Annotated in this window: 14 protein-coding genes; 6 read left to right on the top strand and 8 right to left on the bottom strand. The window is 67.8% G+C overall.

Going from position 1 to position 14,133, the window contains the following annotated elements; genetic code table 11:
* Positions 1–16: 16 nt before the first annotated feature.
* The gene (locus tag OG394_RS07920) at positions 17–1,087 is read left to right on the top strand and encodes a DUF3048 domain-containing protein (protein ID WP_328994350.1); all 1,071 of its coding nucleotides are present in this window, start codon (positions 17–19) and stop codon (positions 1,085–1,087) included.
* A gap of 33 nt (positions 1,088–1,120) precedes the next feature.
* Here the strand turns inward: OG394_RS07920 and OG394_RS07915 are convergent, their stop codons facing one another.
* Positions 1,121–3,880 carry a hypothetical protein gene (locus OG394_RS07915; protein WP_328994349.1) on the bottom strand — a complete coding sequence of 920 codons (2,760 nt, stop codon included), beginning with the start codon at positions 3,878–3,880 and terminating at the stop codon, positions 1,121–1,123.
* A gap of 440 nt (positions 3,881–4,320) precedes the next feature.
* On the opposite strand from OG394_RS07915, the gene OG394_RS07910 reads away from it, so the two are divergent.
* Positions 4,321–5,487, top strand: a complete 1,167-nt coding sequence (locus tag OG394_RS07910) for a serine hydrolase domain-containing protein (RefSeq protein ID WP_328994348.1) — start codon at positions 4,321–4,323, stop codon at positions 5,485–5,487.
* Positions 5,488–5,591: 104 nt separating this feature from the next.
* Here the strand turns inward: OG394_RS07910 and OG394_RS07905 are convergent, their stop codons facing one another.
* From OG394_RS07905 to OG394_RS07895, 3 genes are all read right to left on the bottom strand, one after another.
* Positions 5,592–6,695, bottom strand: coding sequence for an NAD(P)-binding domain-containing protein (locus OG394_RS07905; protein WP_328994347.1), 1,104 nt, complete (start codon positions 6,693–6,695; stop codon positions 5,592–5,594).
* Between the two features lie 148 nt (positions 6,696–6,843).
* On the bottom strand, positions 6,844–7,203 hold the full coding sequence (locus OG394_RS07900; RefSeq protein ID WP_328994346.1) for an ArsR/SmtB family transcription factor: 360 nt from the start codon (positions 7,201–7,203) through the stop codon (positions 6,844–6,846).
* Positions 7,204–7,246: 43 nt separating this feature from the next.
* Complete coding sequence (locus tag OG394_RS07895) at positions 7,247–8,299, bottom strand: flavin-containing monooxygenase (protein WP_328994344.1); 1,053 nt, start codon at positions 8,297–8,299, stop codon at positions 7,247–7,249.
* 83 nt (positions 8,300–8,382) lie between these two features.
* Here OG394_RS07895 and OG394_RS07890 point away from each other — a divergent pair, with 83 nt between their 5' ends.
* The gene (locus OG394_RS07890; protein ID WP_328994343.1) at positions 8,383–8,685 is read left to right on the top strand and encodes an ArsR/SmtB family transcription factor; all 303 of its coding nucleotides are present in this window, start codon (positions 8,383–8,385) and stop codon (positions 8,683–8,685) included.
* Positions 8,686–8,803: 118 nt separating this feature from the next.
* Here the strand turns inward: OG394_RS07890 and OG394_RS07885 are convergent, their stop codons facing one another.
* From OG394_RS07885 to OG394_RS07870, 4 genes are all read right to left on the bottom strand, one after another.
* Positions 8,804–9,157: a hypothetical protein gene (locus OG394_RS07885; protein WP_328994342.1), complete on the bottom strand. Its 354-nt coding sequence runs from the start codon at positions 9,155–9,157 to the stop codon at positions 8,804–8,806.
* A 33-nt stretch (positions 9,158–9,190) separates the two neighbouring features.
* On the bottom strand, positions 9,191–10,468 hold the full coding sequence (locus tag OG394_RS07880; protein WP_328994341.1) for an RNA polymerase sigma factor: 1,278 nt from the start codon (positions 10,466–10,468) through the stop codon (positions 9,191–9,193).
* A 10-nt stretch (positions 10,469–10,478) separates the two neighbouring features.
* Positions 10,479–10,817, bottom strand: a complete 339-nt coding sequence (locus tag OG394_RS07875; protein WP_328996812.1) for a YciI family protein — start codon at positions 10,815–10,817, stop codon at positions 10,479–10,481.
* Between the two features lie 104 nt (positions 10,818–10,921).
* The gene (locus tag OG394_RS07870) at positions 10,922–11,392 is read right to left on the bottom strand and encodes a hypothetical protein (protein WP_328994340.1); all 471 of its coding nucleotides are present in this window, start codon (positions 11,390–11,392) and stop codon (positions 10,922–10,924) included.
* 152 nt (positions 11,393–11,544) lie between these two features.
* Between OG394_RS07870 and OG394_RS07865 the strand changes: the two genes are divergently transcribed.
* From OG394_RS07865 to OG394_RS07855, 3 genes are all read left to right on the top strand, one after another.
* Positions 11,545–11,838, top strand: a complete 294-nt coding sequence (locus tag OG394_RS07865) for a DUF4287 domain-containing protein (RefSeq protein WP_328994338.1) — start codon at positions 11,545–11,547, stop codon at positions 11,836–11,838.
* 66 nt (positions 11,839–11,904) lie between these two features.
* Positions 11,905–12,318 (top strand): CBS domain-containing protein, encoded by a 414-nt coding sequence (locus OG394_RS07860; protein WP_328994337.1) that lies wholly within the window; start codon positions 11,905–11,907, stop codon positions 12,316–12,318.
* Positions 12,319–12,370: 52 nt separating this feature from the next.
* Complete coding sequence (locus OG394_RS07855) at positions 12,371–13,873, top strand: FAD-dependent oxidoreductase (RefSeq protein WP_328994336.1); 1,503 nt, start codon at positions 12,371–12,373, stop codon at positions 13,871–13,873.
* The last annotated feature ends 260 nt before the right edge of the window (positions 13,874–14,133 follow it).

Genomic DNA, 14,133 nt, shown 5'->3' with positions numbered 1-14,133 from the left:
GGGGCACTGTATAGCCATGGAACGAGTGCGCGCGGTACGCCGAGGACCTCGGTTCGCGACCACGCCGGCGCTGGTCGGTTTGACCGTGCTGGCCGTCATCCCCGCTTGCACGTGGGACAGCGGATTGCCCGGGTCGCCCGGTACCGCGACGACGACGCCGGCCGGCGAGGGTGGCGTGAGCATGGCCGGACGCGCGCCATTGACCGGCGTACGGACCGAGCAGGACCTTGCCCATCGGCCCGCGATCACGGTGAAGATCTCCAACACCGCGGACGCCCATCCACACCGCGGACTCGGCAACGCTGACATCGTGTTCGTCGAACCCATCGCCACCGGCACCACCCGGCTCGCCGCGATCTTCCACTCCCGCCTGCCGGCCCAGATCGGCCCCGTACGCTCTCTGCGCCCAATGGACTCCGCGCTGATCGGCCCGACCAAAGGCGTCATCGCCAACACGATGGCCGACAAGTGGGTGCTCGAATACATGGACCGCGCCTCGGGCCTCGCCAACCTCGGCACGTTGCGCGTGCCCTCCGGGACGTACAAGATCGACCGCACCCGGCGAGCCCCGAACCACGTCTTCGCCCAACCCGCCAAACTGCTCGCGCTGACCGACCGCAAGACGGCCCCGATACCGTACTTCGCCTACGCGCCCGACGCCGCCCAATCCACCGCCCAACTCCAAGGCAAGAAGGCCGCCTCGGTGGCGATCGGGTACGGCGGACCAGCCAGCGTGACCTGGAAGTACGACGCCCGCACCCGCCGCTGGCTCCGCGCCGAGAAGTGGTCGCGCCACCTGCTCGAAAACGGCACCCAGGTCACCGCGGACAACGTCATCGTCCTGAAAGCCGCCCGCGACACCAGCTTCGCTCAGGCCAGACCGAGCATGACCACCCTCGACCTCTTCGACGCCTCCGGCGACCTCCAACTCTTCACCGGCAACAAGGTCATCAACGGCCGCTGGTCCAAAGGCGCGGTCCCGGATCCCTTCAAATTCACCACCACCAACGGCAAACCCCTCCTCCTAGCTCCCGGCACAACCTGGATCGAATGCGCCCTCACCCAAATGCCCATCGTCACGAAGTAACCCCTCGGTCGCCCCTCGCCCAGAGCCGAACGCTCAGGATTTGGATAGCGGCGCCTTTTGACCACGCACCTCCCCTCCCGATTGCGGACGGCCCTCCCGCCGCCTGCGCGCCTTCCCACGCCGGCCCGGCGCAACTGACCCGGCCGATCCGCCGCCCGCACGCGCCCCTCGACCTCCAGCCGTAGGCGCCGCATGCCCTCCGGCCGCCGACTCGACCTCAGACAACACCCAGCTGTCCATGGCTGCATCCATAACTGCATCCATGGCTGCATCCGCGGCTTCGTCGTCGACCGCCCGGGTCCCCGTGTGGTCGACCACGAATCGGGCACCTTCGGGACTGGTCCACTGATACGTACCCTCGGTCAGCACGACGCAGTTCCACCCGCCATGAGTCTTCAACCGATGGTGATACCGGCATTCGGGCGCCAGCTTGTCCGTACTGGTCTGCCCCGGCGGCCCGTCCTTCCGGTACGGCACGACGTGGTCGAGGTCCATCGAAGGGGTTGCCCGTCTGTTGCACCACGGGAACACGCAGTACAAATCCCGCAACAACACGCGTTCCCGGATACGTGCCGGGATCTCATGGGCGTCAACGCTGACCCGTTCGCGCAGGTCGATGACGGGTTTGAGCACGACCTTGTCATGCCCCAGCACTTCCTTGAGCAGTGACGCCAACACCGGCCCCACACCTTCCACCCGCATCACCCCACCACCCTTATCGTCACCACGACCACCCTTATCGCGACCACGACCACCCTTATCGCGACCACGACCACCCTTATCGCCACTCCCGCCCGCGCCCTCGCCATGTGGTCCACTGCGAGCCAGCGCGGCCAAGTCCTCGGCACTCAGGTGCACCTTGACCTCCACCCGAGCCGCCCCCGCACCGGCCCGCGCCTCGCCAGTACGAGCACTGTCCTTGATCTCGGCCAACCGGCTACTCAACGACCCCCGCCGAAACTCATCGCCCTCCCAAACCGCACCGCCCCGCGCGCCTCCAGCCTCAGGTACGCCTGCGCCTCCACCCGCAGGAACGCCTGCGCCTCCACCCGCAGGAACGCCTGCGCCTCCACCCGCAGGAACGCCTGCGCCTCCACCCGCAGGAACGCCCGTGCTTCTACCCGCAGCTACGCCCGTGCCACCAGCCGCAGGTACGCACGCGCCTCCAGCCGCAGGTACGCACGCGCCTCCAGCCGCAGGCAGCAGCCCTGCCAACGGCCCATCCGACACCGGCACACCCTGCAGCGGCGCGTCCGGCGATGGCGCATCCTGCAGTGGCACGTCCGGCAGCGGCACATGTCGCAGTGGGTCGCCGGGCATCGGGCCATCCGGCGACGGGTGTCCGTCGGGCACCAGGTCGTCTGGTGGTGGCGGTTCCTCGACTGGTGGAGGTTCATCAAGTCCTCGCTGATCCGAATCCGGAATGTACGACTGATCCCATCCATCGGCAGCCAATTGCCAGCCCGCACCCCGAAGCCACTGCTCCTCCCGAGCTACCTCTTCCTCAGCAGGCTGCTTTTGGGTGACCTTGCCTGGATCGCCGTCTGGATGGCCGACCTGGGACTCGGCCGATCGGCCGGCTAGGGACTCAGCCGGATCGTCATCGCGGTGACCGGCGTGCCCACTTACCCGGGCTTCGCCCCGGACATCGGTCCTGGCCTCGGTGGGGTGGTCCGGCGTGGTCTCGGCCGCCTGGCCGGACCGGGATCTGCCTGAGCCGTGCCCGCTCGGTCCGTGCTCGCCTGAGCCGTGCCCGCCTGAGCCGAGCCCGCTCGGTCCGTGGCTGCCTGTGCCTGTGCCGTCCCCGCCCGGGGCAGACTCGGCTGCTCGGCGCTCGCGTGGGCTGGACCCGGCTGTCCGACGCTCGCCCGGGGCAGACTCGGCTGTTCGACGCTCGCCTGGGGCAGACTCGGCTGCTCGGCGCTCGCCTGGGCTGGGCTGGGGTGCTCGACGCTCGGCTGGGTGGGGTGGGTTGGTGGCGAGGTGGCGGGCGGCGTGGAGGAGTTTGATGGCGTCGGCGGGGTCGGCCAGCCAGCCGATTGCTTTGGCGCGTCGCCTGTCCACCGGGTCGGGGTCGCCCAGTGCCTTCAGCGCGTCGGCCAGTGCTTGGATAGTTGCGTCGACTTGGATCACGTCGCCGGTGGCGGCCCTGACGAACAGGGTGTTGGTGCCTAGCGAGTCGGATCGGCCTACCCATACGCCGCGTGAGCGGGCGAGTTCTTCGGCTTGGGCTTGGGCGCGTTCGGGGTCGGCTTGCCACATCGCGCCGTTCACGATGTTCTTCAGCCGGTCCGGGCCGACCCGGTCGATGATCTTTTCCACTTTCGCGTCCACTATCGCGACGGCTTCCAGCGGGAGGGCCGCGGTGGCGCGGGCGATCCGGCAGGCCCGCCACGCCCGTGCCTCACCGGCCAGCACCCGGGCCCACACCCGCGGCAGCCGGTGCCGCAACCCCAGCGCGTCGCCCAGCAGGCCCGCGGCCGCTGTCGATGACATCTCCAGCACGGCGCCCAGGTCCGCGGCTACGAACTCGCCTACTGGCGGGCAGCCCTCGCCGCCGTACACCTTCAACCGTTCCATGCCCGGCAGCCCCTCGATCGGGTCGTCGCCGCCGGGTGCGGTGAGGTCGCCGGTGCTGCGAGTGGTGGAGGGGCGCGGCTCGGGATGGTTGTCGGCGAAGGCGAGTATGCCTTCGAGGATGCGGACCTCCATGCGATTGCGGCCCAGGCGGAACTGGCCCAGCGCGGACAGTTGCTCCGCGGGGGCCAGCTCAGCCAGGTCGGTGTCGAACATGTGCTCGATTATAGTCGACCGCGCAGACCGGTCCAAACCCGAAAGTCGTTATCCACAAGGCAATTTCTGCCCGGATATCCGCACCGGAAAGCCGTACATTCTCTGCGCCGACCTAGTCAGCGGGCTTCCCCAGAGCGGACTGACGAGGTTGGTGTCGGTGGTTGCCGTGAGCCACTGACCCTGGGCCCCGGACCACCGAACCGGGGCCCAGGCGAGGCGCGTCAAGGAGGCAGAACATGAAGAGCGAACTAGGGAGCGAACTAGGCAGACCGCTCGTGCAGGCTTCGGGCGCGCGGACTGATGGTGGGCAGGGGATGGAGATGTGCGTACCCCCAGTTGGGGGGATGAGGGGTGGTCCCTCATGCGTGAAGGGTGGTTGCACGGCGAAGGTTGTGACGAGACATCGGGACAGCCGGTGCCGGACCAGGGGGAAACGAAAAATGTTCATCCGACGCACCATTGCCACGGTCGCCACAGCGGCCGCTCTGCTTACCGCCATCGGGGCCACCGCCACGCAGGCTTCCGCTGACGTCATCGTCGATCCGAGCGTCGACACCAGCGCCATGGGCGCCTCGATCGCCAAGGCGCTCGGTGGTGGCAACACGGTCGGCTTCGCGTATGCCATCGCCGAGAACGGCCAGTACGCCACCTCGGGCAGCGCCGGCAAGGCCCGCACGGGACCGGATGGCAACGTCAACTTCACCTCGACCACCCGGATGGAGATCGCCAGTTCCACCAAGAACTTCACCGCGGTCGCCGTGCAGAAGCTGATCGAGAAGACGCCGGGTCTCACGGTCAACTCGCCGATCATGCCGTTCCTGCCGCTCAGCTTCCAGCAGAAGGCGGACGCGAGTTGGGACAAGGTGACCTTCCGGCACCTGCTCAACCACACCTCTGGCCTGGAGCAGCTGGAGCAGACTCTGACCGCCGCGCAGCTCGCGCAGTACAACAAGTCATACACCGGCGTTGAGTTCGCTGTGGGTCTCAAGTTGACGGTTCCGTCGCCGGGGCTCTACACGAACATGAACTACGCCGTCCTTCGGCTGATCATCCCGCGCTTGTGGCGGGACGTTGAGCCGAACCGCGGCGTGCCGGTGGTCTCCTCGACCAACTCGGGTCTCTGGGCTCTGAACTACGTGAACGAGCGGCTGCTCGCACCGGCCGGCATCGCGCCGACCTCTTGTATCTCAGCCAACCCGTCCACCGCGGCGCTGGCCTACAACGTGAACGACGTCGCCAACGGCGGAGTCTTCTACCAGCTCAGCGGCGTGGGTTTTGAACAGTGCGCCGGACACCGTGGTCTGCACCTGTCGGCCATGGACCTGGTCCGCTGGCAGGCACACCTGGCCCACGGCACCATCATCTCGCCCGCCGTTCGTCTGCAGATGGACAGCCTGAAGCTGGGCTGGCGTGGCGGTTCCAACAGTGGATCGAACACCGGCATCTACTGGCACGACGGTCTGCTGCAGTTCAACGGCACTGAACTGAACACCTGCCACGCCAAGTTCCCGGGTGGTGTCGAGGCGAGCGTTCTCTTCAACAGCCAGAACCGTGGCGGCGTCTCACCCTGCACCGTCCTCATCAACGCCTACAACGCAGGCAAGTAACACCAACGAAGCCGAACGACCGCCGGCTGTTGCGCGAGCGTCGTACACAAGTGGTAGCCGCACTCACCCGAGTGCGGCTACCGCCGTTCGGCGCGTCTGCCACCTCAATTGGTCAGGGCGGCGGCCAGGGGGCGGGTGGTTTGGCCTACGCCGATGAGGGTGGCGGAGGCTGGACCGGTCCAGTCGCCGTAGCCGACCAAGTGGAGCCGGGATTCCCTCAGGGCTTGGGTTTCGGCGGTGGCGATGCGGCCGTCGCGTTCGCGGAGGGCGAGCGGGGCGAGGTGGGCGAGGGCGGGGCGGAACCCGGTGCACCAGATGATGGTGTCGACCTGCTGGTCGGTGCCGTCGGGCAAGGAGAAGCCCGTGTCGGTCAGGTGGGTGAGCATCGGGTGTGCGTCCAGTACGCCGCGGGCGCGGGCTTCGCGGACGGCCTCGACCATGACGATGTCGCCAAGGCCGCCAACGCCCGCGGCCGTCGTACTGCCCGCGGCCGTCGTACTCGCTGAGGCCGTTGTACTCGCTGAGGCCGTTGTACTGGTTGAGGTCGTCGAGCCGGCTGGTGTTGCGAGGGCCTGGCGGCGGGCGGTGGCGAGGTTGAAGAGGGCGCGCCCGTCGACGTCATCCGGGAGGAAGCGGGGTGGGCGTTGGGTCAGCCAGGTTGTATCGGCTACCGCGGACACCTCGGCGAGGATTTGGGCGGCCGAGTTTCCGCCGCCGATGATGGCGACTCGTTGGCCGGCGAAGTCGGCGGCCCGGTGGTATTGGGCGGTGTGGAGTTGCTGGCCGCGAAAGCGACCCGGGTACGTCGGGAAGAAGGGGCGCGACCAAGTGCCTGTCGCCGAGACGACGTGTTCGGCGAGCCAATCACCCTTGTCGGTACGTACGAGCAGGCCGCCGTCGGCCCGTTCGACGCGATGGACGCGTACGGGGCGCTGGACCGACAAGTCGTACCGCTCCTCATACCGCGTGAGGTAGTCGACGACGTGTCCGGCCGGCGGATACCCGGCGTACGAGGGCATCATCCAGCCGGGTAGCGACGAGTACTGGGCGGGGGAGAAGGTGCGCAGCGTCGGCCACATCCGCGCCCACGCGCCGCCCGGCTGCTCGGCCGCATCGAGGATCACGAAGTCCACACCAGGGACGAGCCCCGCCCGGCGCAGGTAGAACCCGGTCGCGAGCCCCGCCTGACCGCCACCAATGACGGCCACTCGCACGCGCTGGGAGGCCAACGACGCCGAGGACACCTGGGAGGCCGAGGACGTCAAGGTCAGGCGCGGGTTTCGTCGGTGGCTTCGAACTCGAAGACGAGGTCGGTCACAGGCAGAGCTCCAGCTGGGTTTGAGGGGATGGGCGCGCTCAGGCGCCGGCGGTCTCCGGCACGGACAGCAGCGTGGATACCCAGGTGAGACGCTCGGGGATGGACCAGTAGTAGACCCAGGTGCCGCGGCGCTCGCAATCCACGAGCCCGGCCTCGCGAAGGACCCGCAGGTGGTGGGAGATCGTCGGTCCGCTGACCTCGAAATGCGGAGTGATGTCGCAGACACAGACCTCGTCACCCGATGATGCGATGATCGACATCAGCCTGAGCCGGATCGGGTCGGAGAGTGCCTTGAACGCCGCTGCACCATCGGCGGCGGCGGTCGAGTCCAGCGCGGCCACCGAGATCGGCGTGCAGCACCCACCGCTGCGTTCCAAGGGAATCTCCTGCTTCGACATGCGTCTATCTTGACTTATATCGAATCAACAGGCAAGGCGGTCCCTAGAGATGAGCCTTCAGTGCGGCGATGACGTGGGTCGCGTCGCGGTGTACGCCGCGCAGGGTGTTCGACGAGAACGAACGCTGGAACTCCAGTCCGGCATAGACCAAGCCGGGATGCGTCAGTGAAACCCCGCCCTTGTGCAGCGGCAGCCCGGCGGTGTCGAGAGCGCCAAGTGGTTCCAGATAGTCGACGTTCGGGCGATAGCCGGTCGCCAGGATGACCGTGTCGGCCCGTTCCCGCTCACCGTCCGGCCAGACCACGTGGTCGCCGTCGAAGCCACTGAACATCGGACGCTGGCGGTACCGGCCCGACGCGAGCGCGGCGCGGTATTCGCCGGTGTCGAAGACGGGAGTGCCGCGTATGACCCGCGAGAGTACGGCGGGCGGCAGTAGGTCGATACGCAATTTCGTCAGCCAATAGTGCATGTCACGGCCACCACGGACCTGCGGGATGAACTGGACGGGTCTACGCACGGCCAGTGTCACCGTGGCGACGTCTGCGAGTTCGTAGGCGACTTGGACGGCAGAGTTGCCTGCACCGACTACTACGACCCGCTGGCCGGCGTACGACTTAGGTCTGCGATAACCCGCCACATGCAGTACGTCGCCGGTGAAGCCGTCCAGGCCGGGTAGTGACGGGACGAAGGGGCTCCCAAAGGAGCCGCTGGCCGCGACGACTCCCGCAGCCTGAACTACCTCACCACTCTCCGTGTGAACAGCGAAGCCCGTACCGGCGGTGGTGACTTTGACGACGCGTACGCCAGTACGGAGCTCGACGTCCAGCGTGGCCGCAAACGCTTCGAGGTAGGCGACGACCTCGTCCCGGGACGGGTAGCGATCAGGGTCGCCAGGAAGCGGGACGCCCGGGAAGGCGCTGTACCTGGCGGGGGAGAACAACGTGAGGCTGTCGTAGTACGCCGGCCAGGAGCCGACGGGTCGTTCGCCGGCCTCCAGGATCAGTGGTCGGAAGCCGGCGGCCTTGGCGGCACTCGCTGCCGCAAGTCCGGACTGCCCGGCGCCGACGATGACAACAACCGAAGGGGAGTGAGCCATAATCCAAACGTATCATCATATTAAAAGATGATGAAATGATGATTTGAGCTAGTCTCGACCTGTCCACGGAAGGAGGAGAATCGATGGCTGAAACGCCGGCCACAGAGCTGCGAGCCGAGACGCACGAGTTCCTGAAGGCGCTCGCGAGCCCGACCCGTCAGCGCATCATGCTGGTCTTCGCCCAAGGCGCCGAGCTGTCGGTCAACGAAGTCGCCGACCTCGCGGGCGTAGGGCAGTCATCCGCCTCGCAGCAACTGGACATCCTTCGTCGCGCTCACATCGTCACCTCTCGCCGTGAAGGCAAAACCGTCTACTACCGGGCCGATCGCGACGGCGCGGCGACAGCCCTGGCAGACCTCCAGTCCTACCTCCAGACCTGTTGCTGACCCCACAAAGCCAGGCCGAATCACGCGCTTTCGCGATACAGGTCGGCGAGTTAAGCGACAGCGGCATGGGTGGCCGGGTGTGGGTCGTGCCGTCGCGGCCAACCGTGTCAACTGTGAGTCACGCGTGCTCGCCGTCTAGCTGTTCGTGGAGTTCGGCGGTGGCCTTGGTGATGTCGTCGTAGTCCTGCTGCGCCGCGCGGGACTCGGCGGAGATCAGGCCGCAGCGGTGGAGGCGGCGGAAGTCGCCGTACGGGAACTTGTAGTGGCCCTTGGTCTTCTCGTCCATCTCGTCGTCCACACCGAGGTACCAGCGCGAGTAGTCGTCCCAGCCGTGGCGCTCGAGGTACTCGTTCTCCTCGTCAGCGGTCGGCTGGTGCTCGCTCCAGTCGTCGCGCTCGTCCTTGCTCACCTGGTGCTTCGAGATCAGGCCCTTGGCGTGGTCGAAGGCCGCTCGGTTCAGCTTGACTGCCATCTCAACTCCTAGGTCCAGAGTCGTACGGGTCTACTAGCCCTCGGTACCCGCGACACCGCGCCCTGACTCCTGGATCGCGTGGAGGCGTCGTTCGAGGTGCAGGCGTTCGGGGTCCGTGCCGGCCGATTCCAGGGCTTGCCGGTACGCCGCCGCGGCCTCGGGTAGTCGGTTGAGCCGGTGCAACAGGTCTGCCCGGGCGACCAGGTACGGGTGATACCCGCGCAAAATCGGCTCATCCGTCAGGTCGTCCAGCAGGGCCAACCCGGCCTCGGGCCCGTCACGCATCGCGATGGCCGCCGCCCGGTTGAGCGCGACCACCGGGGACGGCGTGAGCGCGAGCAGTACGTCGTACAGGGCGACGATTTGCGGCCAGTCGGTGGTCGCGACGTCGGCGGCTTCGTCGTGCAGCGCGGCGATCGCGGCCTGGACGCCGTACGGGCCGACCGGACCGCCCGAGATCGCGGACACGACCAGCGCGCGGCCTTCCTCGATCATCGCGCGGTCCCACCGGCCGCGGTCTTGCTCGTCGAGGAGTACCAACGAGCCGTCCGGGCCGGTCCGGGCATCGCGCCGGGCGTGGATGAGCAGCATCAACGCGAGCAGCCCGGCGATCTCGCGTTCGTTGGGCAGCAGTCGACGGAGGATCCGCGCCAGCCGGATCGCCTCGTCGGCGACGTCCAGCCGTTGCAGGGTTGGACCGGAGCTGGCGGCGTACCCCTCGGTGAAGATCGAGTAGACGACCTGCAGTACGCCGGGCAGCCGCTCGGGTAGTTCGTCCGGACCTGGCACGCGGAACGGGATGCGCGCCTCCCGGATCTTCTTCTTCGCCCGGACGATCCGCTTGGCCATCGTTGCCGTCGGCACCAAAAACGCCCGCGCCACTTCGGGAGTGGTCAAGCCCGCCAGGCAGCGCAGGGTCAGCGCGATCCGGTCTTCGGCGGGGAGAGCGGGATGAGCGCAGGTGAAGAACAACTGGAGCCGCTCGTCCGGGAGCCCGCCATCCGAGCCAGCCGCGTCGGCCGGTGGCGCGTGGTCGGCGCGATCGGCGTCCACCTGGTGCACGGCCAGCCGCGCGGCGTACGTCTTGTCCCGCCGCAACCGGTCGACCGCCTTACGCCGGGCGGTCGTCATCAGCCAAGCACCCGGCTTCGGCGGTACGCCTTCAACCGGCCAACGCTCCAGGGCCACCTCGATCGCGTCCGCGGTGACGTCCTCGGCGAGGTCGAGGTCGCCGAACCGCCGTACCAACGCTGCCAGCAGCCGCCCGCGCTCTTCCCGCCAGACCCGCTCGACCTCGCCGGCATCGCTCATGAGCAGGCGGTCAGACGTCGAAGTCGGCGATCGGGCGGACCACGATCGAGCCACCGCCACGCGCGCCAGGGCAGCGGCCGGCCCAGTCGAGCGCCGTGTCGAGGTCTGCCACGTCGATCACGTAGAACCCGCCGAGCACCTCGCGGGTCTCCGCGAATGGCCCGTCGGTGACGGTCCGCCGCCCGTCGTCGCCGACTCGCACGGTCGTGGCGGTCACCAGGTCGGCCAGCGACTCGCCGGAGACGAAGATGCCCGCGTCCCGGACGGTCTTGTCGTACGCCATCCAATCCTCGACGGTGCAGCCCTCAGCGGTGCCGTCCTGGGTCGCGCCGGCGTTGATCAGCAGCATGTACTTCACGGTGGTTCTCCCTTGTCGTGTCGTCGGGCATTCTCGTCCCACCATCACTACGAACGACATCCCGCCCGATGGACACCGGCTCGTGGAAGTTTCTTTCAGACGTCGAACCAGGTGTGCTCGATGCTGAAGATCCAGACGAATATGGCCAGGGCGATCAATGCGGTGAGTACGCCGATTGCGCGGTAACCGGTGGCGGCCCGTTGGCGGTCGGTGAGCATCGCGGCGGCCACTGCGGATAGGAGGAGGCCGGTTAGCAGGATGACCAGGCCGCTGGGGTGGTCGAGCGAAGGGAATACGCCGAACAGGCCGGTCAACGTCAGCAAAGCGGCGGTGGTGAGGCCGAAGGCGTGGCCGAGGCCGTTGGCGACCGAGAACCAGTACAGCCCGCCGGCGCCGACAATCCCGCCGACTGCCACGCCGATGACCAGCGAGCCCAGGCTCCCGGACAAGGCGATCGCCACGGAGGCGCAGGCCGCGACGAGTAGGGCCGCCATCATCCCCGCGCAGGCGACTCCGACCCGCTCGCCGCCGGTCAGTTCGGCAGACTTCTGGCTCGACATGCTCATGATCGGAAGCTAGCCGCCGTAAGGGTCGATATTCCCGACAGGCGTGGTGTCGAAATCGGGCTGGGCGGTTCGACGCAGTGGTGAGGCGGCCGCTGGCGGCCTTACGGACGGCCCGGCGAGCGAGGCCGTCGTACGAGGAAAGAAGGCTGAAGATGTCGTTCCAGGCGTATCTCGACAAGATCGAGGAGAAGACCGGTCTGACCCCGCGGCAGCTGGTGGAGCAGGCGCGTGAGCGTGGGTTCGAGGGTCCTTCGGTGAAGGCCGGGGCGATCGCGGACTGGCTCAAGGCCGACTACGACCTCGGCCGGGGTCACGCGATGGCGTTGGTGCACGTGATCAAGAACGGCCCGAAGATCTCCACGAAACACGTTGGCACCACCGGCGTACATCGCGACGATTCCGACACCCTCTGGCTCGACGGCAAGGCCACCAAGCCCACCGCGTGACGGTTTTGAGCGGGTCGGGTAGGGGCACCGGGCGCCTAAGGCGATCCGAGAGAGTAGGTGAGCGTTGTGACTAGTGCGCGAGACCTGATGACTGCCGGAGCGCAGTGCGTTGGCGAGAACGAGAGCCTGGTTGACGCGGCCCGGAAGATGCGCGATCTGGACGTCGGTTCGTTGCCCATCTGCGGCGAGGACCAACGCCTCAAAGGCATGCTGACCGATCGGGACATCGTGGTTCGCTGCATCGCCGATGGCGGTGACCCGGCGTCGACGATGGCCGGGCAGTTGGCCCAGGGCAAGCCGATCACGATCGGGGCGGACGACGACATCGGGGAGGCGCTGCAGATGATGGCGCAGCACCAGGTGCGGCGGCTGCCGGTCATCGATGGGCACAAACTGGTCGGGATCATCGCTCAGGCGGACGTCGCCCGGGCGATGCCTGAGCGGGTGACCGGGGATGTCGTACACGAGGTGTCCCGCTGATCGGCGCTGAAATGGGTACCGGACACGAGTGGAGCAACCTTCGCGTCCTGCTGTGAACGACAGCGTGTGGCTCGCGACCGCGACCATGCCTCGATTCGAGGCGGCGGCCGGTGAGCTGCGGGCGGATGTGGTCGTGGTCGGTGGAGGGCTGATCGGACTCACGACCGCCTTGCTGGCGGCGCAGGAGGGCGCGGAGGTTGTGCTTCTCGAGGGCGGCCGGATCGGCGCCCGTACGAGCGGGAACACCACGGGCAAGGTCACGGCGCAGCACAGCCTCATCTACGCCGATCTCGCCAAGCGGCACGGCAGCGAGAAGGCCGAGCTGTACGCCGCAGCGAACCTGGCCGGCGTCGAGGAGGTCGCACGCCTCGGCGAGAGCATCGACTGCGAGTTGATCCGGGCGCCTGCTTACACCTATACGACGGATCCGGACCGCGCTCACCGGATCGCGGCCGAGGTCGCGGCTACGACCGAGCTGGGCCTCTCGGCGCTTGGGCTGGACGTGGCGTTGGCGGATGCGGGCGAGGTCGGACTACCGGGTGTGGTCGAGGCCATCCGGTTCGACAACCAGATCCAGTTGCACCCAGGGCTTTACTTAGCGGGATTGGCCTCGGCGCTGGTGGATGAAGGCGTGCGCGTCTACGAGCACAGCCGCGTGGTCGACGTGAGTCGTAAGGGCCGCGTGTCCACCGAGGGCGGTGCGGCGGTCGATGCCCGGTACGCCGTGCTCGCGACCCTCCTCCCGATCGGTATGACCGGGGGATACTTCGCGCGGACCCGGCCGAGCCGCTCGTACGGGATCGCCGTACAGCTGCCCGAACCGGCCCCTCGCGGGATGGCCATTTCCATCGACGAGCAGGTCCGATCCACGCGGCCCTGGCCCGGCGGCGGCCCGAACGGCCTCATCGTGGTCGGCGGCAGCCACGAGACGGGCACGGTGGAGGACACGCAAGGCCGGTACCAAGGTCTGATCGACTGGGTCGCGTCGACCTGGGGCGTGGACGAGGTCGCGGTGGAGTATCGCTGGTCGGCCCAGGACTACAACACGGTGGACATGTTGCCGTACGTCGGCCGGACGCCCGAAAGTTCCGCCATTCTCGTCGCGACCGGGATGCGGAAGTGGGGTCTGAGCAACGGTACGGCGGCCGCGATGCTGCTGCGCGACGTGATCGCCGGGCGCGACAACCCGTGGACCGAGCTGTACGACGCACGCCGCATCGGCGGCCCGCGCGCGGTCGCGGAAATGGTCAAGGACAATCTGAAGGTCAGCAAGGCGTTCGCCGCCGGGCACCTCCGGCGCACGCTCAAAGGTGGCGCCGACCATCTGGAAGTCGGCCAAGGCGGACTCCTTGATGTCGACGGCAGCACAGTCGGCGCCTACCGCGACCACGACGGCAACCTCCACAAGGTCTCCCCGGTATGCACGCACATGGGCTGCGCCCTCTCCTGGAACCCCGCCGAATCCACCTGGGACTGCCCCTGCCACGGCTCCCGCTTCACCCCCACCGGCACCATCCTCGACGGCCCCGCCACGAAACCCCTCCACCCCCGCTAGCCCCCACCCCCGCACCACCCCTTGCCACTCGCGAGCCCTCCCACCCACGGTCGGACGCGAAATGCGGAATTTGTGGAAAACCCCTCCGCGAAGTGCCTGGTTATGTCGCGCGCGCAAGCACAACGAGGCACCTCGCGGAGGGGTTTCCACAAATTCCGCCCGCGGGGTTGAGAGGTGGGCATGCCCCGTGTACGGCCTCCGCGGTGTCGGCTTGCCGGTACGTCACGCATTTTGCGTCCGAACGTGGCCAGAGTTTCCAC

This window comes from Kribbella sp. NBC_01245 (assembly GCF_036226525.1).
Taxonomy (GTDB): domain Bacteria; phylum Actinomycetota; class Actinomycetes; order Propionibacteriales; family Kribbellaceae; genus Kribbella.
Note: the sequence above shows the minus strand (reverse complement) of the source record. Positions and strands in the feature narration are given on the sequence as shown.

Excerpts from the sequence above, each read along its gene's own strand:
- OG394_RS07885 (WP_328994342.1), bottom strand. The coding sequence starts at position 9,157 with ATGGCAGTCAAGCTGAACCGAGCGGCCTTCGACCACGCCAAGGGCCTG.
- OG394_RS07920 (WP_328994350.1), top strand. The coding sequence starts at position 17 with ATGGAACGAGTGCGCGCGGTACGCCGAGGACCTCGGTTCGCGACCACG.
- OG394_RS07870 (WP_328994340.1), bottom strand. The coding sequence starts at position 11,392 with ATGAGCATGTCGAGCCAGAAGTCTGCCGAACTGACCGGCGGCGAGCGG.
- OG394_RS07895 (WP_328994344.1), bottom strand. The coding sequence starts at position 8,299 with ATGGCTCACTCCCCTTCGGTTGTTGTCATCGTCGGCGCCGGGCAGTCC.
- OG394_RS07915 (WP_328994349.1), bottom strand. The coding sequence starts at position 3,880 with ATGTTCGACACCGACCTGGCTGAGCTGGCCCCCGCGGAGCAACTGTCC.
- OG394_RS07900 (WP_328994346.1), bottom strand. The coding sequence starts at position 7,203 with ATGTCGAAGCAGGAGATTCCCTTGGAACGCAGCGGTGGGTGCTGCACG.
- OG394_RS07875 (WP_328996812.1), bottom strand. The coding sequence starts at position 10,817 with ATGCTGCTGATCAACGCCGGCGCGACCCAGGACGGCACCGCTGAGGGC.
- OG394_RS07880 (WP_328994341.1), bottom strand. The coding sequence starts at position 10,468 with ATGAGCGATGCCGGCGAGGTCGAGCGGGTCTGGCGGGAAGAGCGCGGG.
- OG394_RS07910 (WP_328994348.1), top strand. The coding sequence starts at position 4,321 with ATGTTCATCCGACGCACCATTGCCACGGTCGCCACAGCGGCCGCTCTG.
- OG394_RS07865 (WP_328994338.1), top strand. The coding sequence starts at position 11,545 with ATGTCGTTCCAGGCGTATCTCGACAAGATCGAGGAGAAGACCGGTCTG.
- OG394_RS07890 (WP_328994343.1), top strand. The coding sequence starts at position 8,383 with ATGGCTGAAACGCCGGCCACAGAGCTGCGAGCCGAGACGCACGAGTTC.